Origin of the sequence: Moraxella boevrei DSM 14165, assembly GCF_000379845.1 — a bacterium.
GTDB classification, from domain to species: domain Bacteria; phylum Pseudomonadota; class Gammaproteobacteria; order Pseudomonadales; family Moraxellaceae; genus Faucicola; species Faucicola boevrei.
In genome coordinates this window covers 66350-90672 of sequence record NZ_KB903812.1, presented here as the reverse complement: position 1 = coordinate 90672, position 24323 = coordinate 66350, and the positions used below count along the sequence as shown (strand labels likewise).

The 24323-nt window shown below is 38.2% G+C and carries 26 protein-coding genes; 9 read left to right on the top strand and 17 right to left on the bottom strand.

The features are described from left to right. Positions 1 to 347 precede the first annotated feature (347 nt). Positions 348 to 2510, bottom strand: a complete 2163-nt coding sequence (locus A3G3_RS0112725; protein ID WP_019520908.1) for a RelA/SpoT family protein — start codon at positions 2508 to 2510, stop codon at positions 348 to 350. Positions 2511 to 2772: 262 nt separating this feature from the next. Further along, positions 2773 to 3036, bottom strand: coding sequence for a DNA-directed RNA polymerase subunit omega (gene rpoZ, locus A3G3_RS0112720; protein ID WP_026213055.1), 264 nt, complete (start codon positions 3034 to 3036; stop codon positions 2773 to 2775). Between the two features lie 169 nt (positions 3037 to 3205). Here rpoZ and A3G3_RS0112715 point away from each other — a divergent pair, with 169 nt between their 5' ends. After that, positions 3206 to 4441, top strand: a complete 1236-nt coding sequence (locus A3G3_RS0112715; protein WP_019520906.1) for a tetratricopeptide repeat protein — start codon at positions 3206 to 3208, stop codon at positions 4439 to 4441. A 360-nt stretch (positions 4442 to 4801) separates the two neighbouring features. On the opposite strand, the gene A3G3_RS0112710 is transcribed toward A3G3_RS0112715, so the two are convergent. Genes A3G3_RS0112710 through pyrC form a run of 3 tightly spaced genes read right to left on the bottom strand, consistent with a single transcriptional unit; the run spans position 4802 to position 7503 of the window. Then, positions 4802 to 5701: a DMT family transporter gene (locus A3G3_RS0112710; protein ID WP_019520905.1), complete on the bottom strand. Its 900-nt coding sequence runs from the start codon at positions 5699 to 5701 to the stop codon at positions 4802 to 4804. An 8-nt stretch (positions 5702 to 5709) separates the two neighbouring features. Further along, entirely contained in the window at positions 5710 to 6384 is a 675-nt protein-coding gene (rnt, locus tag A3G3_RS0112705; protein WP_019520904.1) for a ribonuclease T, read from the bottom strand. A gap of 45 nt (positions 6385 to 6429) precedes the next feature. After that, entirely contained in the window at positions 6430 to 7503 is a 1074-nt protein-coding gene (pyrC, locus tag A3G3_RS0112700) for a dihydroorotase (RefSeq protein ID WP_019520903.1), read from the bottom strand. A gap of 208 nt (positions 7504 to 7711) precedes the next feature. Here pyrC and A3G3_RS0112690 point away from each other — a divergent pair, with 208 nt between their 5' ends. Further along, the gene (locus A3G3_RS0112690; RefSeq protein WP_019520901.1) at positions 7712 to 8932 is read left to right on the top strand and encodes an argininosuccinate synthase; all 1221 of its coding nucleotides are present in this window, start codon (positions 7712 to 7714) and stop codon (positions 8930 to 8932) included. A 74-nt stretch (positions 8933 to 9006) separates the two neighbouring features. Here A3G3_RS0112690 and serS read toward each other — a convergent pair whose 3' ends face one another. Then, a complete protein-coding gene (gene serS / locus A3G3_RS0112685) occupies positions 9007 to 10275 on the bottom strand; it encodes a serine--tRNA ligase (protein ID WP_019520900.1) in 1269 nt (422 codons plus the stop codon). Positions 10276 to 10479: 204 nt separating this feature from the next. On the opposite strand from serS, the gene A3G3_RS0112680 reads away from it, so the two are divergent. Continuing rightward, complete coding sequence (locus A3G3_RS0112680; protein ID WP_019520899.1) at positions 10480 to 11154, top strand: YcxB family protein; 675 nt, start codon at positions 10480 to 10482, stop codon at positions 11152 to 11154. A 67-nt stretch (positions 11155 to 11221) separates the two neighbouring features. Here the strand turns inward: A3G3_RS0112680 and A3G3_RS14890 are convergent, their stop codons facing one another. Further along, positions 11222 to 11353: a hypothetical protein gene (locus tag A3G3_RS14890; protein WP_019520898.1), complete on the bottom strand. Its 132-nt coding sequence runs from the start codon at positions 11351 to 11353 to the stop codon at positions 11222 to 11224. Between the two features lie 83 nt (positions 11354 to 11436). Between A3G3_RS14890 and A3G3_RS0112670 the strand changes: the two genes are divergently transcribed. The 3 genes from A3G3_RS0112670 to A3G3_RS0112660 all read left to right on the top strand — a co-directional run bounded on the left by A3G3_RS0112670 (position 11437) and on the right by A3G3_RS0112660 (position 13622). Beyond that, positions 11437 to 11940, top strand: a complete 504-nt coding sequence (locus A3G3_RS0112670) for a Dps family protein (protein WP_019520897.1) — start codon at positions 11437 to 11439, stop codon at positions 11938 to 11940. A 210-nt stretch (positions 11941 to 12150) separates the two neighbouring features. Next, positions 12151 to 12915, top strand: coding sequence for a DnaA ATPase domain-containing protein (locus tag A3G3_RS0112665; RefSeq protein WP_019520896.1), 765 nt, complete (start codon positions 12151 to 12153; stop codon positions 12913 to 12915). 20 nt (positions 12916 to 12935) lie between these two features. Then, the gene (locus tag A3G3_RS0112660) at positions 12936 to 13622 is read left to right on the top strand and encodes a DUF2057 family protein (RefSeq protein ID WP_019520895.1); all 687 of its coding nucleotides are present in this window, start codon (positions 12936 to 12938) and stop codon (positions 13620 to 13622) included. A gap of 75 nt (positions 13623 to 13697) precedes the next feature. Here A3G3_RS0112660 and gspM read toward each other — a convergent pair whose 3' ends face one another. Beyond that, positions 13698 to 14162, bottom strand: coding sequence for a type II secretion system protein GspM (gspM, locus tag A3G3_RS0112655; RefSeq protein WP_019520894.1), 465 nt, complete (start codon positions 14160 to 14162; stop codon positions 13698 to 13700). Between the two features lie 30 nt (positions 14163 to 14192). Further along, positions 14193 to 15365 (bottom strand): GspL/Epsl periplasmic domain-containing protein, encoded by a 1173-nt coding sequence (locus A3G3_RS0112650; RefSeq protein WP_156802176.1) that lies wholly within the window; start codon positions 15363 to 15365, stop codon positions 14193 to 14195. Positions 15366 to 15568: 203 nt separating this feature from the next. Here A3G3_RS0112650 and ykgO point away from each other — a divergent pair, with 203 nt between their 5' ends. Continuing rightward, positions 15569 to 15709 carry a type B 50S ribosomal protein L36 gene (gene ykgO / locus A3G3_RS0112645; protein ID WP_019520892.1) on the top strand — a complete coding sequence of 47 codons (141 nt, stop codon included), beginning with the start codon at positions 15569 to 15571 and terminating at the stop codon, positions 15707 to 15709. A gap of 17 nt (positions 15710 to 15726) precedes the next feature. Here ykgO and A3G3_RS0112640 read toward each other — a convergent pair whose 3' ends face one another. Together A3G3_RS0112640 and A3G3_RS0112635 are read right to left on the bottom strand one after the other, a co-directional pair. Beyond that, a complete protein-coding gene (locus A3G3_RS0112640) occupies positions 15727 to 16791 on the bottom strand; it encodes an asparaginase domain-containing protein (protein WP_019520891.1) in 1065 nt (354 codons plus the stop codon). Beyond that, on the bottom strand, positions 16784 to 17509 hold the full coding sequence (locus A3G3_RS0112635) for a Smr/MutS family protein (protein ID WP_019520890.1): 726 nt from the start codon (positions 17507 to 17509) through the stop codon (positions 16784 to 16786). The genes A3G3_RS0112640 and A3G3_RS0112635 overlap by 8 nt, the downstream gene beginning before the upstream one ends. Before the next feature lie 99 nt (positions 17510 to 17608). Here A3G3_RS0112635 and A3G3_RS13835 point away from each other — a divergent pair, with 99 nt between their 5' ends. Both A3G3_RS13835 and A3G3_RS14885 read left to right on the top strand, forming a co-directional pair. After that, the gene (locus tag A3G3_RS13835) at positions 17609 to 18190 is read left to right on the top strand and encodes a WlaTC/HtrL family glycosyltransferase (RefSeq protein WP_051076950.1); all 582 of its coding nucleotides are present in this window, start codon (positions 17609 to 17611) and stop codon (positions 18188 to 18190) included. After that, on the top strand, positions 18187 to 18441 hold the full coding sequence (locus A3G3_RS14885; RefSeq protein ID WP_051076949.1) for a WlaTC/HtrL family glycosyltransferase: 255 nt from the start codon (positions 18187 to 18189) through the stop codon (positions 18439 to 18441). The genes A3G3_RS13835 and A3G3_RS14885 overlap by 4 nt, the downstream gene beginning before the upstream one ends. Here A3G3_RS14885 and A3G3_RS13830 read toward each other — a convergent pair. The 6 genes from A3G3_RS13830 to A3G3_RS0112590 all read right to left on the bottom strand — a co-directional run bounded on the left by A3G3_RS13830 (position 18436) and on the right by A3G3_RS0112590 (position 24323). Further along, positions 18436 to 19338 carry a capsular polysaccharide synthesis protein gene (locus tag A3G3_RS13830; protein WP_169333212.1) on the bottom strand — a complete coding sequence of 301 codons (903 nt, stop codon included), beginning with the start codon at positions 19336 to 19338 and terminating at the stop codon, positions 18436 to 18438. The genes A3G3_RS14885 and A3G3_RS13830 overlap by 6 nt on opposite strands. A 101-nt stretch (positions 19339 to 19439) precedes the next feature. Next, positions 19440 to 20414, bottom strand: a complete 975-nt coding sequence (locus tag A3G3_RS0112615; RefSeq protein WP_019520888.1) for a glycosyltransferase family 2 protein — start codon at positions 20412 to 20414, stop codon at positions 19440 to 19442. Positions 20415 to 20561: 147 nt separating this feature from the next. After that, on the bottom strand, positions 20562 to 21506 hold the full coding sequence (locus A3G3_RS0112605; protein ID WP_019520886.1) for a glucosamine inositolphosphorylceramide transferase family protein: 945 nt from the start codon (positions 21504 to 21506) through the stop codon (positions 20562 to 20564). Between the two features lie 11 nt (positions 21507 to 21517). Beyond that, positions 21518 to 22612, bottom strand: a complete 1095-nt coding sequence (locus A3G3_RS0112600) for a glycosyltransferase family 4 protein (RefSeq protein ID WP_019520885.1) — start codon at positions 22610 to 22612, stop codon at positions 21518 to 21520. Positions 22613 to 22639: 27 nt separating this feature from the next. After that, the gene (locus tag A3G3_RS0112595; protein WP_026213052.1) at positions 22640 to 23386 is read right to left on the bottom strand and encodes a hypothetical protein; all 747 of its coding nucleotides are present in this window, start codon (positions 23384 to 23386) and stop codon (positions 22640 to 22642) included. Position 23387: 1 nt separating this feature from the next. Then, positions 23388 to 24323: a lysophospholipid acyltransferase family protein gene (locus A3G3_RS0112590; RefSeq protein WP_026213051.1), complete on the bottom strand. Its 936-nt coding sequence runs from the start codon at positions 24321 to 24323 to the stop codon at positions 23388 to 23390.

The window sequence follows — 24323 nt, the reverse complement described above, 5'->3', positions numbered from 1 at the left end:
AACATAAATCAAATACAATCGTGTAAGAGAAATAAAGAAATTTATTACGAAAAACTAAGAACCTGTATTCACAACATTACGCAATTAAAATTTGTTGTGCAAATAATCAATAAAAGTTTGCTTTTGCATGAAAAATGGCTAAATCTTGCTTTTTAAGCATCAAAAATTTGCTTAATAGAATAACTATCAACCTACATTTTTTCCTTGAAAAGCTAGCGATTTGTCTCATTTTTCATCGCAAAAACGTTATGAATACAGGTTCTAATTAAAATAAAGTTGGTTAAATATTTGTTTATGTTAAAATCTTTAGCCAACTTTTCTGATTTCTATGATAGGGTTTTTAATATTTAAAACTCTTCTGACCATTGATATAGGCGTTGAATATTGGGATAACCGAGTGCATTGCGTAAACGATGGATAATATCCGATAATTGTTCACGATTTTCAATGACTAAAAATAATAGGCTATGAGCATGGAAGTTTTTTATGGTCTCCACACCTGCATTGGCTTCACGCACTTCAAAAATTACTTGGCTGGTTTGTTCATCGCTCAATGGTACGGAAATTTTTAGCACGGCATCAAAGAAGAATCGGTGTTCATTGGTATCTTTTTCAAATTGTCGCCAGTGTAGGGGGATAACCTGATATGGATTTTCACGGCGGATTTCATCAATAGAAAAGCATTTGTGACGATGCACGACCAAGCCATTTTTGGATAAGTGTCCAACAATACGGTCGCCATAAATCGGATGACAACAGCTAGAAAAATCAATCTCAACGCCGACTGCATCGGCAATTAGGCTTTGCGGTTGCTGAGCGTTGTGGGCAATTGCTTGTGTTTCGGCAAGTTGTTGTTGGCTAAATAGGCGTGAAACCATAATTTGTGGTAATAGCACACCTGTGGTAATTTGTTGATATAATTCACTTTTTTCTTTGACACCACGCCAATCTAGCAGTTGTTGCCATTCATCATTATCTAATTCATCAATGTTGCGACCTTGATTTTTTAAGGCACGGGCAAAGGCATCGTGTCCGTGTTGTTGGCGTTGCTCAGGCGTTAAACCTTTTAACCATTGGCGTAAGGCACGGCGGGCTTTGTTGGTTGCGACAAAACCCAGCCATTCAGCTTTGGGTTCGGCAGTTGGGTCAGCTTCAATTTCCACATATTGCCCTGATTTTAGTACGCTACCGAGTTTTGCTTTTTCGTTGTTAATATTTGCCCCTGTGGCAGTATTACCAAGCCCTGTACTTACCGCATAGGCGAAGTCCAAGGCAGTTGCTCCACGGGGGAGTTCGTGAGCGTCGCCATTTGGGGTATAGCAGACGATTTTGCGTTCATGCAGATAATCCATGAGCTTATTGACTGTGTCTAAGGCATCATCTGCAAGATTGTCTTTATCCACGAGCAAGCCTTGCAAATTGCGTAATGATGCTTGTACTACCGAACGGCTCACCGCCGAAGCACTGTCGCTCATGAGTACGCCAAGCCGTGATGCCTGTAACATCCGCTCAGTCAAAATCACCACTTCAATACTGTCAAAATCACGCTGATAGGTTAACGTTAATGATTGATTACCCCCTGCGAGCGGTTTTCGGATATTATCCGCAATATTTTCGCTTGGAATTTGATATTTTTTAATTAGATAATTGGCAATTTTATCACAATCTTCCACGCTATTTAGCACCATCATAAACGCATATTGGCGTAATAAACTACTCATATCACCACGGTTGTTAAAAAACTGGCGATACAGCACCACTTTGTTATCAATCTCTTTTATTTGACCAAGAATGTTTAATTTATTTAACACAACATTTAAGTAAGCATGAATGTTTTCAATCTGAAAATTCCGTCCCAACCCATGCTGTAACATTTTATCAGACAAAGTATTATACATCTGCGGATTTAAATTACGATAACACAAAATTTCAATATAATCAGCAATATTATTAAGCCCCATGAGCCGAGCAAATGGCACATAAAAATCAAGGGTCTCTTCGGCGGTAGAGCGTTGTTTTTCAGGGCGAACCGCATCCATGGTGGACATATTGTGCAAACGGTCAGCGAGTTTGACAATCAGAACCCTTGGGTCTTCAAGGGTGGCGGTAAAAATTTTGTGAAATGTTCCTGCTTTGGTGGTTTTTTTATCTTTATTTTTATCGGATTTTAATTTAGTAACGCCATCCACGATTTTTGCCACATTTTTGCCAAATTGGTCGGTAATCTGACTGTCTGTTACGTCGGTATCTTCCACCGTATCGTGCAAAATCGCCGAAATAATCACATCCACATCCAAGCGAAAGCCTGCCAAAATCTCCGCCACTGCAATCGGATGCGTGATATATGGCTCGCCTGACTTGCGTTTGTCTTTGATATGGGCTTTATCACCAAAATGGCAGGCTTGCATCACTTTTTGTTGGTCGGCATTTGACAAATAACTAATCGCTCGCATGAGCGATGCCACCGAATCATCCACGAGTGGATGGCTAAAATTTTGGTTAGTTGGCATAGATTTCCCCTGAAAAATCATGTGTAAAATCGTGGCTAAGATAAAACGCTATGTTAACTTCTTTTTAAGTTGACATAGGGCAAAATGGCTGGAATAAAACCAGCCATCACACAAAATAGATATCCTAATTTAAGCATGAATTTTGTCAAGCTGTCAATGCTTTTACTATTCAAAAAATTAATGTTTGGTATTTAGATAAAAAATAAAAAAAGCCATCAAAATGATGACTTTTTGGTGTTTTTAAACAAACGTTATCAATTGTTTAAAAACCATGACCGCTTGATAAGTTGAGTTCCATGCGTTCAAATTTTGGATTTTCACGTTCTGGTTGGTTCAAGATATCACGAGTAACTAAACCTTCTGCAATCTCACGCAAAGCGATAACCGTCGGTTTATCATGCTCTGGACTCACCATCGGTTCAGCAACGCCACGAGCCACTTGACGGGCACGTTTGCTTGCCACCAAAATCAAATCAAAACGGTTATGAATATTTGTAAGACAATCTTCTACAGTGACGCGTGCCATGATGTTACCTTTGTTAACAAAATAAAAGCGATATTCTAACAAAGATTTGCTAAAAATGCTATGCAAAACCGACATCTTGTCAGAATTTTTTTACTATCGCCATGATTTGGGCTAAAATAGGCGGTTTAAAGTCTGTTATTTTATTTGCCAAAATTTTACCGAGTTTTTTATGACCACGCCAACCGCTCACCACGTTGATTTTGCCCCGATTGCTGATGATGATAATCCGTTGATGGATACCTTGGATACGGCAAATTTGGCAGAAATGAGCGATTTGTGGGTGATAGGGCAAACAAACATCGATAAACATCCATTTGCCAATCATCTATTTCAACCACCAAAAACCATTATTTCGCACCGTGACTATGCGTTGGGCGATTTTCGTCATGTCAGTATGCAACTTTTTGATGATGTTGCAGAAATGGTTGAAAATGAGCAAGCGATTGATAATATTGAAAATTTTTCAAGCGAGTTGCCAGCTGATTTTGAAAATAATTTTGGCACTCAATTTAATGTTTTAGAAAAAGTACAAGAAAATATTAGTGAAATACAACAAATCACAACAGACAATACACCCTCAACACGACAAAAAACCGAGCTACCAATCGAAAAAACTATTCAATATCAACCACTTGTCAAAAATCAACTAAAAAGCCAGCAACTAACCAAAAGTCAGCTACGCAAATCTGCTAAACAGCAAGCTGAGCAACAAGCCGAACGTTTGGCAAAAAAACAAGCGGAACAAGAAGCCAAACGCCAAGCAAAAATCGCCGAAGCCCTTGCTAACCCAAAAATCCATGAAAATCTGCTTAAGCAAAAAAAATCTATGCTACATACCAAAACCATCAGTAAAGACACCTTTAATGAACTTGAGAATGATTTGCAAGTTATTGATTTGGCAGAGAATATTTCACCAAAAAATCAGCAGATTTACCGTCAAGCGATTGAGATTTTAGCCAATCCAACCGCCCAAGCTCATTATCAAAAAGCGTTGGCGATTGTGCAAAAATTCGCTCATGCCAATACTGCCGATGCCATGTTACGCTTGGCGTTGTGGTCGCTCCGTGGTAATGATGCGTTGAGCATTGCCAAAAACAGCGAACAAGGGCTAGATTGGCTCAAAAAATCAGCCCTTTTAGCCGACAATCGTGCGGAAAAATTGTTAAGTAAACTGTATTTCAGCGGTGAGTTAGTTGGGTTAGATACCGAACAGGGTAAATATTGGCTCAATCAATCAGCAGAACACGGACATGAGCAAGCCAAAAAGTTACAACAGTCGTTTAATACTGCAGAAATGTTGAAAGAAACCCGTGCCGAAGAAGATGATTATTTGAAAAAATTGGGTCTTGGCGTGGTAGCTCTGGTGGTATTTGCCTTGATTATTATTTTTGCAGTGGAAATTTAATTTTTACATAAAAAGCGTTATCACCATAACAAACATTATGGATTGTATAAAATACAGCATAAAATCATTGAAAAAATCCCAATATTTTAAATAGCCACCATGAAATTTTTTAGAGCAATATGAATTTAATTCTTGGCTAACTTTACATATGACAAATAATAAAATGAACTTAAACAGTAAATGCTTGAATGGGCTGGAAAATATTACTTAATTTTTTTGATAAAAAACAAATAGTAATATAGCAAAACTTGACAAATAACTAAGAAGGATTAATGACATAGCTTTAATGCCGTCATTTAGACTTTTATCTTGCGATGTATCACTCATTTTTTCCCAATATATCAAATTTATTTTAAAAAATTAACGCTTAACCGAACCCAAATAAATCGCAAACATGGTCAAAAACGCCCCAAACCATTGCAAACCCACAATTTCTTTTTGTAAATAAAAATAATCAATCAACAAAGCAACCACAGGTTCACTTAATAATAACAAGCCTGTCAAAGCCAACGACAAGCGTGGAATGCTATAAGCTATCAAACCCCACGCCAAACATTGCCCAATCGCTCCATACGCCAAAATCAAGCCAACCTGTTGCCAAGTTATCGGCAAAATTTTACCAAAATCCAACCACAACATCGGTAGCAATAACGCCAATACACCGCCCATGCTCACCAAAAACATCATGGGAAAAATCGCCACGTCTTGCTGACATTGGGCTTGTTCGGCTTGGTGCGATTTACGAATGTAGGTCATTGACCCCGCCAACATCGCACCTGACAAAATTCCGCTAATAAAGCCCCAAACCGCCTTGTTATTTTGAGAAAATTCTGGACTGCCAATCAAGGCAACGCCTGAAATCGCCAAGATTAAACTATAAATTTGCAGTTTGGATTGTTTTTCGTTAAACCACAGATAGCCGATTAATGCCAAAAAGAAAATTTGCAAACTGTTAAGCAAGGTGGAAATACCCACGCCGATGCTGTGAATGCTTTCGTGCCAAAGGGCTAAATCCAAGCCCAACAACGCCCCAGAAATCAAGGCAAACTGTAAGGCTCGGCGGTTTTTTGGGAAATTTTGCCGAAAGATTTTGGCTAAAATCAGAAAAATCACACCTGCTACGAGCAATCGCCAAAAAGCTACCGCATACGAGCCAATCGGCAACACGGCAACGATGACACCGCCTGCCCCAAAAATTAGGCAACCGATAATCAGACCAAAAATGGCAATGTTGTCGGAATGGTATTTTTTGATTGTCATGCTAAAAATTATTCATTTTCAACCATTTCTTCATTATTTTCATCATCTTGTTCGATAAAACTACTCGCCAACATCGGATAATTGTTCAAAATATAACAAAACAATTCCGCAGTTTTTTGGGTATCGTATAAAGCTGAATGGGCATCACTTCCGCTAAACTCAACGCCTGCGACTTGGCATGCCTTTGCTAGTACCGTCTGCCCAAATGCCAATGCCGATAACGTTACTGTGTCTAATACCGAAAATTGATGAAATTGGTTTTGATTTTTGGTATGCGTGCGGTCAATCATCGCATTTAAAAAGCCCAAATCAAAATGGGCATTATGCCCCACCAAAATACATTTGGTACAGTGGGTCGCTTGACGAACGTTTTTTAAATGTTTAAAAATGCGTTTTATGGCGGTTTTTTCATCTTCGGCAATCGCTTGTCTTAACGGACTATCCACCCGAATACCTGTAAACTCTAAGGCTCGCTTTTCCAAATTTGCCCCTTCAAACGGTTCAAGATGGGCGTTTATCGCTTCGCCTGCATAAAACTTGCCATTATCATCTATGAGAATTGGAATACAAGCAATCTCTAGCAAAGCATCGGTTTTGGGGTTAAAACCTGCGGTCTCTACGTCCACCACCACAGGCAGATAATGGCGAAAACGTTGTGAAATTGGGGATAGTTTATCAGTCATATAAGCTCTTTTTATTAAAACTTGTTATTTTACATTTTTATCAGGTTAAACCGCAAACCCAAACGGTAATACTTTCCAATTTAGCATTTGCCCTGCCATGAGTGGTGTTAAGGTTTTATCGCTTAAATACTCATAAAAATCAGGCACTTGCCACGCATCACGCACTAACGTAACTTTATCACTGTTCACAGGCAAACCATAAAATTTTGCCCCATGAATACTGGTAAAACTTTCCAAATTTTCCAATTTTCCCACATTGTCAAAGGCTTGAGCGTATAGCGATAAGGCAATGGGAGCGGAGTAACAACCTGCACACCCACAAGCATTTTCTTTGCTATGGGTAGCGTGTGGGGCAGAATCTGTTCCTGCAAAAAATTTTGGATTGCCACTGGTCGCCACATCTAACAAAACTTCTTGATGACTTTGGCGTTTTAATACAGGCAAACAGTAAAAATGCGGTTTTAGCCCACCAACCAGTAAATGATTGCGATTAAACAACAAATGTTGGGGCGTGATGGTAGCACAGACATTCTTATTTTGTGATAAGACAAAATCTACCGCATCGCTGGTGGTGATATGTTCAAAGACGATTTTTAATTTTGGAAATTTAAAAATTAATTGGGTTAAGACTTCATCAATAAAGCGTTTTTCACGGTCAAAAATATCCACATGGTCATGCGTAACTTCGCCATGTAGCAATAACGGTAAGCCCAAACTTTCCATTTTAGCCAATACTTCCGTACAGTTATTTAGATTGGTTACGCCGTCAGCAGAGTTGGTGGTCGCTCCTGCAGGGTAAAGCTTTACCGCTTTAACAGTGCCTGAATTAACCGCTTCTTCAATGTCTTGTGGGGTGGTTGTTTCGGTTAAATACAGCACCATTAATGGCTCAAACTGCTGGCTAATGCTATCTTTGGGAACGTGGCTCAAAATCCGCTCACGGTAAGCCATGGCATCAGCAGTGGTTTTGACAGGTGGCACAAGGTTTGGCATACAAACAACTCGGCGAAAGTTGGCAGATGCGTGTGGTACGGTGGTTTTTAGGGCATCATTATCACGCAAGTGGATATGAAAGTCGTCTGGGGCGGTGATGGTGATTGTTTGTAACTTTTGGTTCATAATGGTCTTACTTGTTTTTGGTTGGCAAAATAACGGTAATCATACCAGTTTTAAGGCAAAAACAACATAAGAAAATGGGATTTTTTTGTTGGGTAAGGCAAAAAAATAAATGACGCATAATTTTTATCATTTTTTTGTGGTTTTGGCTTACACTTTTTGGCATTTTAGGTTACAATCATCGTACCTTTAACTGTAATCAGGAAAATGTATGTCAGAGATTAACAAAATCGTTCTTGCCTATTCTGGCGGTTTGGACACATCAGTAATTTTAAAATGGTTGCAAGAAACTTATAACGCCGAAGTTATCACCTTTACTGCCGATTTGGGTCAAGGTGAAGAAGTTGAGCCAGCTCGTGCTAAGGCTGAAGCCATGGGCGTAAAACATATTCACATTGAAGATTTGCGTGAAGAATTTGCCCGTGATTTTGTATTTCCCATGTTCCGTGCCAATGCCATTTATGAAGGCGAATATTTGCTCGGCACGTCCATCGCACGTCCTTTAATTGCCAAACGTTTGGCAGAAATTGCTCGTGAACACAATGCAGATGCTGTTTCGCACGGTGCGACAGGTAAGGGCAATGACCAAGTACGTTTTGAGCTTGGTGTTGATGCGTTAGACCCCAGTCTTAAAACCATTGCACCATGGCGTATTTGGGATTTAACCAGCCGTGAAACCTTGATGAATTATGCCAAAGAGCATGATATTCCGATTGATTTTTCAAACAGTACCAAAAAATCGCCCTATTCAATGGACGCAAATTTACTACACATTTCGTATGAAGGTGGCGTACTAGAAGACCCTTTGACCGAAGCGGAAGAATCCATGTGGCGTTGGACAGTCAGTCCAGAACAAGCCCCAGATGAAGCTGAATATGTAGAACTAACCTACAAAGCAGGCGATGTAGTAGCGGTCAATGGCGTTACCATGAAACCACACGAAGTGATGATAAAACTGAACGAACTGGGCGGAAAACACGGTATCGGTCGTCTTGACATCGTGGAAAACCGCTATGTGGGTATGAAATCTCGTGGTTGCTATGAAACGCCTGCAGGCACGATTATGCTAAAAGCCCACCGAGCCATTGAGTCTATCACGCTTGACCGTGAAGTCGCCCATTTAAAAGATGAACTCATGCCACGTTATGCCAAAATTATCTATAACGGCTACTGGTGGAGTCCTGAACGCAAAATGTTACAAGCATTGATTGATGAAAGCCAAAAAGACGTAGATGGTAAGGTACGGTTAAAACTGTATAAAGGTAACGTGATTGTGGTGGGTCGTGATTCGCCAAAATCGTTGTTTGATAGCAAAATCGCAACCTTTGAAGACGATGCAGGTTCTTATAACCAACAACACGCAGAAGGCTTTATCCGTTTAAATGGCTTACGCCTTGCGATTGAAGCAAAAAAAGGGCGTAAATTAAGCTAAGAGTGTAGTTTGCTTTTTAAAGAAAAATTAAAGTGGGTTACATTTTGCTAACCCACTTTTTCATTACTTACATATTAACCAATTACATCACAACCCATAAACGGACGCAATACTTCAGGTATAGTAATCGTGCCATCCGCATTTTGATAATTTTCCATAATCGCAAGCAAAGTACGCCCCACCGCAAGCCCCGAGCCGTTTAAGGTATGCACCAATTCGGTTTTTTTACTGTCTTTAGCTTTAAAACGAGCCTGCATACGCCGAGCTTGAAAGTCGCCACAGTTTGAACAGCTTGAAATCTCACGGTAAGTATTTTGGCTTGGTAGCCACACTTCAATGTCATAAGTTTTTACCGCACCAAAGCCCATATCACCGCCACACAAAACAATCGTGCGGTACGGTAAACCCAAACTTTGCAAAATAAATTCCGCTTGTGTAGTCATCTCTTCTAGTGCGTCCATAGATTTTTCAGGATGCACGATTTGCACCATTTCTACCTTTTCAAACTGGTGCTGACGAATTAAGCCACGTGTATCTCGCCCTGCAGAACCTGCTTCGCTACGAAAACATGGCGTATGAGCGGTAAGTTTTATCGGCAAATCTGTATCAGCCAAAATCACATCACGCACGGTATTGGTCAAAGGCACTTCAGATGTGGGGATAAGGTAATATTCTTTATCGCCACGCAATTTAAACAAATCTTCTTCAAATTTTGGTAACTGACCCGTTCCTTGCAAGCTATCAGCATTCACCATATAAGGCACATACATCTCGGTGTAGCCTTTATCAATGTGCGTGCTAAGCATAAAATTGACCAAAGCACGGTTTAATTTTGCCAACTGACCTTTCAACACACTAAACCGTGAACCTGTTAATTTCGTTGCCAATTCAAAATCCAACAAGCCCAGATTCTCACCCAAATCTGCATGGTCTTTAATCTCAAAATCAAATTTGCGTGGCTCGCCCCATTTGCGGATTTCTACATTATCATTTTCATCTAGCCCCTTTGGTACGCTATCATCTGGCAAGTTTGGTATCGCAAGGCTTGCCGTCAAAATCTTGTCTTGAAGCGTTTTTAGCTCGTCTTCCGCTTGTTTCATCTGCTCGCTAATGGCTTGCATTTCTTGCATGAACGCATCAGTATTTTCGCCGTTGCGTTTCATTTCGCCAATTTTTTTTGCCCCAGCATTTTTTTGGGCTTGCAACTCTTCAGTTTTTACCTGAATGGCTTTTCGTTCATTTTCCACATTTTGCCAAAATGCTTTATCCAATACCAAGCCACGTTTGGCAAGTCTTTCGGCAACACTGTCAAGTTCAGTTCTTAGTAGTTTTTGGTCAATCATGATAATCTCTTTTAAGAAAAATAGCGGTTAAAAAACAGTGTCATCATAGCAATTTTTTATCAAACTTTCATCTTTTTGGCGAAATTTTTTCTATTTTTTTGCCATTTTACAAAAAACCTTGAAAAAATTTGGCGTGTTGGTTTATTTTTTGGTAAAAGCAAGGTAATATAATAGGCTTGTTTTTGATTATAAAAATGGTTTTTTATGGCACTTTATCCTTATACTTTGCAACCTGTGGACTTAAACTTGACGGATGCAGAATTTCGTCAGGCTCAGACCCAATTATTTGATAGCAATAATCAACAATTGACGAGAATTAGTACAAAAACATGGGTGATTGTTGGCATTATCAGTGCGATTGCGTTGGCAGGGATTATTTTTTTGCAAGGTTATTCCACGATTATTTTTTGGCTGATGTTGGTCGGCGTGGTGATTTACTTGTTGGCTCGCACTTATGGACTAAAATGGTACGTCAAACAAGAATTTGACAAACAAATTTCGGGTCAATCCATGCCTGAAGAAATGAAAACCATGAAAATTGGCATTCAGCAACATGGTTTGGTGATGACCATGCCGATGACAAATGTGCCAAAAATGCCCAAAGGCTACAACTCACCGCTCGTGCGTGGCGGTCAAATGCAACAGGCAATTATTAAATGGGAAAATATCTCAAACTGGCAAGAAACCGCTGATTTTATCGTGATGATGTTTAATGTAGAAGGGCAACAGGGCAGTCAAATTATCCCAAAACGCCTTGAAAAACAAAAATTTCCGATTGGAACTTTGCGAAATCATTTGCAAGAACACGTTGGTATCCAAGGTTTTGATTTAAAAGACAAAGCGACTGATAAATATTTTCCTGACCCAAATTTAAAATAACGGTTATACGACGTAAAATACAACAAAAAAACAACAGTTTTTTTCTGCTAAAATAGGCAAAAATTTGCTATAGTAGCTCTAGCTCTAGCTCTAGCTCTAGCTCTAGCTCTAGCTCTAGCTCTAGCTCTAGCTCTAGCTCTAGCTCTAGCTCTAGCTCTAGCTCTAGTAAAGAATAAATTATTCTGTTAAATAAAATCATATTTTAAATTTGATTGATTTTACAAAATAAAACAGGTTTTGTATAATTAATCCAACCCATTAATAAAATACAAGGAGAATATCATGTCAAAAGCAACCACCACTAAAAAAACCCCTGCTAAAAAAGCAGATATCGGCTTGGAAAACACCGATTTAAGCAAAGTCGCTGACCAACTCAATGCGATTTTGGCAAACTACCATATTTTTTATATGAACGTGCGTGGCTATCATTGGAACGTCAAAGGCTCAGACTTTTTTACCCTACACGTTAAATTTGAAGAATTGTATACTGAATTACAATTGCAAATTGACGAGATTGCCGAGCGTATTTTAACCATTCGTGGTACGCCAGCCCATGCCTACAGTGAGTTTGTCAAAGTCTCTAGCATTAAAGAAGACAAAAATGTATTTGACGGACGTGGCTGTGTCCAAGGCTTATTAACAGGCTTGAGTGTGTTAATCGCCAAACAACGTGAAGTGATTGAATTTGCAGAAGGCGTGGAAGACCAAGGCACGGCGGATATCTTAACAGGTTATATCCAAGCCCAAGAAAAATTAGTGTGGATGTATAATGCGTATTTGGGCTAATTTGCCAAATATTTTTTAAACAAGTATTTAGGTAATATTAAAAAGCGACTTTATGAAAAGTCGCTTTTTTTATTGCTTTGCTTAAAAAAATTATTATTTTTTTAGAAAAATTGTCAAAAAGTTTGTGAAATTTTTAGCCAAGAGCTATAAAAAGCATTATAAAATCGTTATAATAAGCCAATTTATTGTTTTTAACCCATGAGTGTGTGAATGGCAGAGCAACAACTTAGCCTTGATTTAGATATCAAACAAGATGCCAGTATCAGCGATTTTGTCGGTCCGGGTTGGACGGCGATGATGGATATGGTGCGTCAGTTGCATATTGGGCTGTTGTCACAGATTTATTTGTATGGCGATACCGATACAGGAAAAACCCATTTATTATCAGCGATTTGTGAGTCGTTTCGGGACAGTGGCAAGTCGGTGATGTATCTATCGCTCAAAGATTTGTTAAACACCGACCCGATGGTGTTAAACGCCCTTGAAAGCATGGAAGTCATTGCCATTGATGATATTGATAGCGTGGCGGGGTATCCGCATTGGCAAGAAGCGATTTTTCATTTGATTAATTTGAGCAATGAGTACGGACATACTTTGATTTTTGCCAGTCGCAAACCTGTTAATCAGTTGGAATTTGAACTAAAAGATTTGGTTTCTCGTTTGGCAAAATCAGCGACGTTACAGCTACCGTCAGGGGCAAATCGTCAGGACAGAGAATTAATTTTGCAAGCGGTGTTAAAACGGCGAAATTGGCATTTTGACCCACGCATTATTGAACATTTGTTGGCAAAAGGCCCTGAAAGAGTAGGAGCGATGCTCAGCGTGTTAACCTATTTACAGCCAGTTTTTTCTAATTTACGCAATATTACCAAAGCCAAAATTAGCGAAGCCACCCAAATTATTGATGAACAAACCTTGTTACACGAAGTGAAAGAGTTTGACTTTGACGAAAATGATAACTTTTTGGATTTTTAAATATTTAATTGGAGTAAACAATGTCTTTAGTTAAAAAATTGGCTGTTGCAAGCCTACTCGCTGTTAGCGTGCCTGTGTTGGCGGAAGTTACCTTAAATGTTGGCGACTATACGGTGGTTACGGCGATTAACGGTCAAGAAGTAAAAAATGGACTATTTGCCAAGCCAGAACGTCAATTTACCTTGCAACCTGGTAGACACGTCATTACTGCAAAATATAACCGTCTGTATGACCTGAATCACGATAAACACGATGTACTGCGTTCTAGCAATGTGAGCATCTCTGTGGAATTGGCGGACAATCAAAGTTACACGCTCATTATGGCAAACCAACCAGAACGTTACGAAGATGCGAAAGACTATGCCGAAAAACCAACCCTAGCGGTGGTACAAGGCACAAAAACGATTGCTAGTCAAACGAGTACTGCACCGGGTGGTTCAAGTATTTTTGCAGGATTGGGTTCGGCATTGGGTGGTATGTTCGGTGGTTCAAAAGCGATAGAATCTAACCAACAAGCGATTAGTGCTTTGGAAAATAACAGCAAAACTGCCGTTAGCTCAACTGCCGTTGTGCCTGCCTTGGCAACTCCCACTCTGAATAGTATGCCAAGCGTGAGTGCCGATAATACGTTAGACCAATTTATGCAATTATGGTTAAAAGCAAGTCCTGCAGAACGTGAAAAAATTCGGCAATGGATTGCGAAATAATCCTAGCAGCTGTAACCGATTGGTATAAAAAGGACGAAGTTTTCGTCCTTTTTTCTGTGTTTAGCAAAGTAAAAATTAACGGGATAACACGCTTTGCACGTCTAATTTATCAGGGCTGGTTTGGTTGATTTGTAATTGTTGAATGGAAAAACCTTGTTGTTGGATTTGATTAAACACATTATTTATTACAATTGCCTGTGAATGGCTAAAATTGAGTTGAATATTTTCCCCCGATTGTGCCACTTGTCCTGTAACGCCTGATTGTGCCAAAATTTGTTGTAAATTCTCGGTGGGATTGCTCGGTTGGCTTTGATTTGGGTTGATATTACCTGCTTGACTGCGTAACCAAAATACATCGCTCATCACCGCATCATAGGCTTTTTTACTAGCGTTGGCTTTTTGGTGCAAGCTGTAACCGCCGTAACCAAAAACTACCAAGCCCAAAAATCCACCCAAAACCCACAATGCCAATTTATCCCGAAAGGCTAAACGCTCATAGCCTTCTAGTAAATTTTGCCAAGAATTGCTAAATTGTTTCATTGAAAATACCGTATAAATTTTAATTATTTTTTAACTAAAACTAATCTCAACTGATGCAATCGCCCCTGTTGCATTTGGCGTTACCGTGCCCAATTTTGCAACAACACCTTGAGCGGTTAATGCACTCATGGCACGGTTGAGACTGTCGCTGTCTTTGGCAATCAGCTGTAAATGGAGTTGATTGTTTTGATAATTCAGTTGTTTGGCAGTGATTTGATTTTGTTGCAAAATTGGCTGAATACTGGCTAATACCGTCATTAATCCGTTGTCAGTGCCTTGTTGATTGATCAGTTTATCAGCGATTTGCTTATCAATTTTTAAGCGTGGATTAAAACGCTCATTGGGAAACCATTGCTCATATTGTTGTTTTAATAAGGTTTTTGTCTGTTCGGTGGCTTTTTGATAATGATAAATGCGTAAACCGTCCAACAAAAACGTCAGCAACAATGCCACTACCGCCACCGAGCCAATCACTTTAGCATAGGGTGGAACACGTTGATTTTTTTTGGCAATGGCAAAATTCAACACATGACGTTGTGGTTCGCTGAGTGGCTTTGGTAAATCATGAATAAGTTTATAGTTAATATTTTCTAATAAATCAAGCTCATGCGTTAATTTTTCATCAATATTGCCTGTTAACAGAATTTGCCATTTCTCTGAATTTTGTTGTAATAATTTGTGTAAAAATAACGGCAAATGGGGTACAGCAAAGCCTTCTCGTTGATTGGTTTGTAACAGTTGGGTGGCGTTGTCTTGATAAAAAATGGCGGTATTGTTATCCGTATTGTCAGCCAATTTATCCCCGTTTAACAAACAAAAGTCAGGCAACATCGCCACGATATCTAGCCCTGCCAAGGCTGCCGAATGCGTCCATTGGTCACGGTCAGAAGCATGCAGGGCGTATAGATTGTTGGCATTTAGGGTTTTGATTTGCAAATCTTCCACCGAGCCGATACTTATCTCTTCAAATAAATATTGGCGACCTGTCTCACCGAGTTGTTTTAGTTGATTGACGGTCAAATTTGGTTGACTGTGAAGGAGCAACATACTGGGGAAATATAGGCAAGTTTGCTTATTTTTGGGGTGTTGCAAGCCGATTACCGTCGCAAGCTCTTGCCAATTTTCGGCAATTTGCCAATCTTGATTGGTCTCTTGCCAAATCCGCAGTGGTGCAGTGGGGGAGGGAAGCCAAATATGTATCACGAAAGTTGCCCTAAAATTGCCTTGTGGTCGGTGGAAAGTTGTCGGTGGAAATGGTTTTTTTACGTCATTTTTAGTTGCACATAGTAGCATAAAATTGGGCTTGAATAAACTGAAAATATATCAAGCCAATGGAAAAAACTTGCAAAAGTAAATGTAATGTTATAATATAACGATTATTTAATCAATTATCAATAGGAGCATTTATGCAAGTTCTAAGTTCATTAAAATCAGCAAAAAAACGTCATGAAGATTGCCAAATTGTACGTCGGCGTGGGCGAGTGTTTGTTATTTGCAAATCTAACCCACGTTTTAAAGCGGTGCAAGGTAAAGGTGGTAAAAAATAATTGACTATTTATTTAAGTTAATTTAACATTTTTTGCCAAATTTTACGTCTATCTTTGACATTATCAACTGTTGCCACCAGCCACAACAAGCGAGCAAAAATCGCAGGAATGGTCAGCCTTCCTGTGTTTAATACAAAAAAATCATTGAGCCATGCCCCAGCTTGATAACTATCGCTCACTCCACCAAATGGGCATTGGGTGCTAATCGCCACCAAACACCCCTGTGCGTGGGCATCGGTTAGGGCTTGCTCTACTGCTTGGTTGTGCGGTAAATTCCCTGCACCAAATCCCAATAACATCAAGGCGTTCGGCTGATTTTTTAACATGGTTCTTATTAAATCTGCCAAATTATCAGCAGACATCGGCGTTAAAAAAATCGGTAACACTTGGACATTTGCTAAATTTTGCAAGGTATTATCCATATTTTCTAACTGCTGTGTTAACCAAATTTCACGTTGTTTGGCGGTAAATTGGCGGTAACTCGTTGCAGGATAGCCGACTTTGTGATGTCCTGTAAACGCAATCATGTCGTGGCTGTGGATTTTTTGTACGGTTTGGGCGTGCCAATGTTCATAGGTAAAACAGGCTTGCACCCCTGCTTCACCTGTCACTGCCAATCGGCAACTTTGGAACAGATTTTCACTGGCATCGCTGTCAAAATTCAGCAGATAATCGGGCGAAAGGGGCTGTAGTAGCGGTTGCATCGCCCCCGTTATAATGACACAAAGGTCGCTATCAGCAAGGCTGTGTGCCAAAAAAGCCGATAGATAACTCAAGGTATCCGTGCCTGTGAGCAACACAAATTGACGAATACCTGTCTGATACGCCTGAATAATTAACTCATAAAAATGGGCAAAATCGCTCGGCGTTAACTGACTGCTGTCTTTGACAAGCGAATTGGGCAAAATTTGCCAATTCACGGTTTTTTCATAATCGGCAAAATGTTGGCTCAAAATATCGGTGAGTACAGGCAAAAATGTCGCATTATCAAGGCTTTGCAACGGATTGCCATGACTGCCAAATGTGCCACCTGCATAAATAATTCCGATAGTTGTGTCAGACGTTTGATGTTTTTTAGACATTTTTGGCGGTTTCCGATTTTTTTAATAAGACCAATACCGCCCCATTTCCGCCTTGTGGCGTAGGGGCAGAGCAGAAAGCTAGTACTTCAGGGATTTGGCGTAACCAACCATTGACGCAGGTTTTTAAAATGCTGTCTGTGCCTTTGCCGTGGATGATTTTTACCGAAGTTTCGTTGTTTTTGCGAGCTTGGGAAATGAGCTGGCTGACTGCTTCACGGGCTTCTTCAATGCTTGAACCGTGTAAATCCACCGCATCGTGCCAACGGATTTTGCCTTGTTTTAGCTCGTTAAAGACTTTGTTTTGTAAGGTTGGCACTTTATACGATAGATAAGTATCGCCTGAAACAGGGTTTAGCAGGGCTTGCATATCGGAAAGTTGGTGGCTTGGGCTGTCATCATTGCCTTGTGCAGATGCTCGTTTGGCAAGGGTGGTAGCATCAGGTTTTTGGCTCGGTTTGGCTTTATTGGCAAGGTTTTTGTCTTTGATAGGGCGAACGCCTGACATGGCTTGCATAAAAAGTAGTTTGTCATCGTCAAGGTGTTCGCTGTCGTATTTTTTGACTTGTTTGGCGACTTGTTGTTTGCTCGGTAGGGCGACATTGTCGGTCGGTTTGCCGTTTTCATCGGTGCGGTCGTCGGAGGAGCGACCTTTGGCAAGCTCGGTTTTTAACTGTTTTAGTTGGGCTTGTATTTGTTTGGAAAATAGATTGTTGGGCATGGTTTTTTCTGTCAAGGTGTTTAAAGATGTGCTATTATAGCAAAAATTTAAAAAATAACATGATTTTTTTATCAGTTATCAGCAAATTGGGACGTGATGATGAATGACAAACAACAAATAAATATTAGCATTGTAACCATGTTTTTTGATATTGGACGTGGTAATTGGCTTTCAAATAATGGGGAGTTTCAACGTAGTAATGACAAATATTTTGGTTACTTTAGTCATTTGGCAAAACTTGAGAATGATATAACAGTCTTTACTACTGATGAGTTTTCTGAGCATATTTTGACATTACGTCAAGGCAAGCCAACCAATATTGTGACTATCAATTTAGATGATTTTCAATCATGGACAGATAAAATTGTTAAAATCCAACAAAACCCTAATTTTCTTGCGAATATTCCATTACACATACAACAAAATCCTGAATATGCTTCTCCATTATATACACTCATCACAAATTTAAAAACCCATTTTGTCAATCAAGCCATTCAAAAAAATTTGGTGCAACATGAACAAGTGGCTTGGGTGGATTTTGGCTATTGCCGAGACGAAACAACTTTGCAAGGTATTCAACATTGGCAATATAATTTTGACCCCAACTATGTACATTTATTTACCATTCGCCCACATAAGCTTTTAGGAATTTTTCCACACCCACGTTTGTGCGAAGTATGAAAAAAGTTAAATATGCAATGTTTAACAACAAAGTTTATATTATTGCTGGCATTACAGTTGCTACACAACAAAAATGGGGAGAATTCTTACAAAAACTTACAGAAATCCACCTACAACTATTGAATGAAAATATTATTGATGATGAACAAGGTGTTTATTTAATGTGTAATGCCTTATATCCCCAACTTATTCAATTACATTATCTTGGTAAAAACAATTGGTTCGGAACATTCCAAAAATATCACTTATAGTGTTAAACTATTTTCTACAAATTGTTTTAAAAATCCATAATAAGTTAAACGACAGCCTATTTTTTCTCTGGCTTTGTGATGTAATGTTAATTTATGCAAACCTATTTTTGCCAAAATATCAAAAAATTTTTTTTCATCAAATGTTTGAAACATCACTTCTTGCATTAAATGAGGTAATACGTCATCAATCACTGGAAAATCGAAGGTTACAATTTGCCGTTGTTTTAGTCTGTTAAAAAGAATTTGCATAAAGAAATAATGCGGAATACTCGTCTCGGCTTGCCAAAAGTATGACATTAGATCTAACACAATGGCTACTAAATGGTTGTTTGGTTTTCCAAACATAATGCTACTTAAAATAGTAACATTAAATTCATCTTGCCAATTAAAATAACAATGTTCATTATTTTTTCCCAAATATTGATATGGCGATTGATAATCTCGTGAAAACACAAAAAAATCATTGTCAAAATAGCGTTGATTTAGCGGTTCTGTTAATACTACAGTTGCATCCAACCAAACACCGCCATAGTATTTTATTAAAGATAGACGTAACAAGTCTGAGAAAAATACTGGTCTAAATGCAGGGTTTTTACGTTTTTCAAAAACATAATCAGGAAAATGCAAATATTCTTTAATATTGTCATCAGTTAATCGAATTACCTGAAAATCTTGCTTAAATTTATCCACTGATAAAAAACCTAATTGCACCACTTTAGGCAAATCATCAAACCCTTGTCCCCAATATTGCCAAATAATTTTTTTGCCAACCAAATCAGGTTTTTTAAGTGAAATTTGACTAGGCTGAATATGCCCTTGCTGGTATTTATCAATGACATTATCCCAATAATTCGCCACTTTTTGTTGCGTTGGTATTTCATAATAGACAAAATTCATTTCTTTTCTGGCAGGTCTGGGCACACACAAATTATAAAAAGGCTTAAATGGTTTATTTGACAGAATCAAATACCATTTTTTACTTAATAATAAAGAAGACATTATTTACCCTGATTTAAATATTTGGTTAAATTTCTTTGTTGATAATACATTCTTAACTTTCTTAAAAAACCTAAATGTTGTGTAGATTGTTGTTTATAATGGAAAAAAATATTTGCATAATGTTTTTTCACATAATTTAACTCATCTATTTGCTGATTTTTATACAACTCATTGACAAGTCCTACAAAACGATTAAATGATTTATACCACAAATAATAACTAAATTCATCCTGTTTAAAATCTTTAACCAATTTTTCCCAAGTTTGTTCACGATAAATAAATGCTTCTAGATAATCATCAATATATTTTCTATCAAATACTTGTGTAATTGAACCTTCACGCAATCGATAATCAATTAATGGTATTTGACAATAACAAAAATCTTGAACAAACTCCGCTAAATCTGCCATATAATAAATATCTTCAAACTTTTTGCCAACTTGAAATTGAATATTATCAATTACCGATTTTTTAAAAATCTTATTCCACGCATAATTACTATTACTTTTTACCAAATTTTTAAAAAAACTGGCATTTTTATTTTGATAATATTGATTGGGCTTACCCACAAAACCTGATTTTTGTTTTTTAATATCACCACGCCATGCCATATAATCACAAAATAATACATCAACAGGCATTTGTTTTAACTGATTAACCGCTAATTGATATGCCCCGGCACGCATCACATCATCAGAATCAATAAACCAAATATATTTCAACTTTGCCAATTTTAACATTTCATTGCGAGTTGCTGACAAGCCACGATTATGCGGTGCTTCAACCAACGTTATTTGCGAATGATTGGCAAATTTTTGTACAATTTCCCAACTATTATCCGTTGATTTATCATTCATAATAATCACTTCTGCATTTTCATCAATCTGTTGTAGAATAGATTGCAAACATTCTTCCACATATTGCTCTACATTATAAACAGGAATTAAAATGCTAATGGTTGGGATAGTTGTCATCATTTTGCCTTAATTTATTGAGTAAATATCAATGATAGGTTATCCATTCATTTTTATCAATGGACAGAATTTGTTCATCATCCATGCCTGTTTGTTTTGGTTCATTATCAGTATAATGGTTGATAAAATGACTTTTCACGATAGCTTCTATTTATTTTTACTTAAAAAATAAAACTTCTGCCGAATTTGCCGATATTTTCTTACAAAAAAATTCAGTGGCTGAAACCCCCACCGTTTCGCATCAACTATTACATAATGTTCGCTGATATTTAAGGTATGCAAGCCGTCAGGGTAGCATTCCGATTGCGATTTGATTTGACATTCTGTTGTTTCTTGCCAAGCAGTTATTGCTTGTCCATTTTCCATGCTTGGTAAAATAATGTGTTTAATAAACAAAGACTTACCATATTCTTTACGGTCAAATTCTTGCATTGGCAAAAACAGTGTTTTATCAATCTCAATCACACCACCACCCAAGCGTTGATGTGTATTATCTGCTTGAATGAAATCATCGGTTAAATTAATTTTTTGCCAATGCTCCGTCAAATCTTGGCTAACAAATAAATGCCTTGTTAATGTTTTTTGGTTATTAGAAATAATAATATATCGCCCTTGATTTTTATCAAAATACAACACACTATCAATACACGGTTGATCCGAAATTTGTGTTATTTTTTGCCATTTTTTTGGAAAATCAGTCGCTTTAAATAAATAAATCGCTTGGTTTTCGTGGCTTTCTGGCATTAAATAAAATTCATTATCAATATAATAAATCTGCGGAAAGGATAAATGACAGCCAAGCATATTGATATCATCAATCGCAAAATCGTCTAATTCATTCATTTGTAAATCTAATACTCGGCAACGTAAATGCCCTTTAACCCAAGTATGATTAAGTGCTTCGTAAAAAACATATAAATGATTGTTATGTTCAACCAAAAAAGGGTCGGCTTGAAAATGGTATTTTTCCTGTAACCAATACACTTTTTTATCTTGACAGATATTGGTTAATTCATCAACTTTTGTTGGTTTATCGTGGCGAATAATACCAATATTCCAAATTTCCTGATAAAAATATTTTTTTATATTCATATTTAACCATTTTAATCCGAATTTTCAATCAATTGATAAAACAACTGTTGATAATTTTTTGCCATTACTGAGACATCATAGTGTTGTTTAGCTTTTTGCTGTGCGAGTTCTACAATTGGTTGATATTGCTGTGGGTTTTGTAAAATTTTGGCAAGTTGTTCGGCAAGTTGTTCACTGTTGTCATTGGCGAACAAAAAGCCATCTTTTTCTGTGTCAATCAATTCATGAATACCGACCACATCACTGCCAAGCACCACACAGCCTGCTGACATTGCTTCAATTACTGATAAACTCAGCCCTTCGTACAAACTGGCTAACACAAAAATTTTATGTTCCGCCAACAGCTCGGCAACATTGCTTTGATGTCCCAAAAAATAAACGTGTTCGGCAACACCCAATTTTTGTGCCAACTGTTTGGCTCTGTTTAAATGCCTGCGACTGCCAGAACCCAAAAAACTCACATTTGTTTGGATGTTTTGTCGTTTTAATCTGGCGACCGCCTCAATCACAATTTGATGATTTTTGCCTTTGGAAAAACGAGCGACCATAATAATGTCTTTTTTTCGCTCGGCAATCGGCGTTTGATTAAAAAATTTGTCGGTATGCACACCATTGGCAATCGCCACAATCCGACAATGCAACTGTTGTTGGCTTAAAACTTCCGCCACGCCCTGCGATACGCCAATGGCGGTATTAGTAAATTGGCTTAAATGGCGAGTTTGCCACGATTTCCACCAATTATAGCGTTCGTGCGAGCCGTGTTCCACTTCCAACAACACAGGCACTCGACCCTTACCTGCCCAACGACCAATCAAATGTTCAGGAAAACCGTGTGCAAGCAAAATATCGGGTTGAAATTTGCCAATAATGGTGCGTAATTGACGAATACTCGCCCAATGGGAATTGCCCGTAATGACTTCAAAATCAATATCTTGTGATGTTAGTAATGCCAATTTTTCAGCGTTAGTATTCTTTTTTTGGCGTAAAACTAATAAACTTTCAATATTATTATCAAACTTTTGTCCAATAATAATATCCACAACGACATAAGTTGCCCCTGAAAAACCGCCTGTAACAAAATGTAAAATTTTGAGTTTTTTAGTCATATCTTTATTTCAAATTTTAATATCTGGTTATTTCCAATACTTATTAATCCACGGTGTTGGCAGTACTTTTCTATACCACTTACCGCTTTTCCCGATGATGGCATCAGGCGGGTTCACTTCACCGTGAAAAATCACGATTTTGGCATTTTTTGGCAATATCGGTGCTTTACCAAAACTTAATGGAAAAGGTTGTACACATTGATATTTAAAACTCACACACCAACTTGCGTCCCAATATTCCAAATGATGATGTTCTCGCAAATAATTGGACAAAAACGCCTGTTCATGACGCACTTCGCTTCGCACTTTTTCAAAATTTTGCTCAAAATAGCTTAATAAATTCGGATAGGTATTATAACCGACCTTAAAGCGATACACGGAAGAATTACCCACCATACGCCACGGTTTTTTCCAGTCACGGATAATCATCACACTGTCATCGTGTTCTGCTTTATGGGTAAAAAAGCAATTAATATTATCCACAATCACAATATCAATGTCTAAAAACAACGCCGTACCTTTTAAATCGTATAATTCTGGCTTAAAGGTGGTAAGTTTTTTCCAGCCCCGTTCTGGTAAATTGGGCGGTAGGTTTAACGCTGGAATGGGATAACATTTCACATTGTCATCAATGCCTTTGCTGTCATCGGTCAGACACACCATCTCAAAAGGCAAGGTGAGATTGCGTTTCACCATATTATATAGGCGATTGACGTATTCGGCAGGATATTTTGTGCCCCATTTCATGCAAATAATATAGTTTTTGTCAGTCATTTTAGTCATTATGATTTCCTAAATTATCCTTTGTCGCCGTTGTTTTCATTGCCAAGCGTTTTTGTAAAATCGTATCAAAATCAAATAGATACAAATTATCGCTAATTGGCGTATGTTTGAACCTACGATAACCCCACATATATTCGTCAAAATGATTATAAATCATCATCGCCATTGCTGAATTTAGGGTGGTGGTGGCAATCTTAAGATCTTTATTATATAAATTTTCATCAGTTAAATCATAACAAAAAATATGAAATCCGTCATTTTTTTGCACACAAGCTAACCCCACAAGAGCGCAATGCGTTTTACTGGCAAGTTTGGCGGTCAGCGTTCCTGTTAAAGTTGGCACGCCGAAAAAGGGCACGACCACACCGCCATTTTTATCAGGCACATGGTCAGGCAGAATAATACTAAATCCACCGTCTTTTAGGGTTCTAAAAATCGCTTTCACACCTGTAGCGTCCGTCGGGACAAGGGTGGCATTTAAACGTTCTCGCCCTTGACGGACAATGTTATCTATCTCATTATTTTTTAAGGGTTTATACATGATGGTGGGTGAGCCAAAACCATTTAGCCACGCATTCATCATCTCCCAAGTGCCAATATGGGGGACAATGGCAAGCATACCATTTGGATTTTTTAGGGCATTTTCTAAAATTTCTTGATTGTGAACTTGACTGATTTGGGCCATTGCCCAATCGGTTGGCATCACCCATGCTTTAGCACTAATCAGCGTGTTATTTAATTGATTATACAGGGATTTTTTAACCAGTTTTTTGCGTTCGCTATCGGTTTGGGTGGGATTAATCAGCATTAAATTGATATTAATACTGCGATACAGACTGGAGTTTTTAAAAATTGTCAGCAACACAGATAAGAAGCGTGCCAAAGCGGACAAAGCCCACAATGGCACGATTTTTAATAGTGAAAAAAT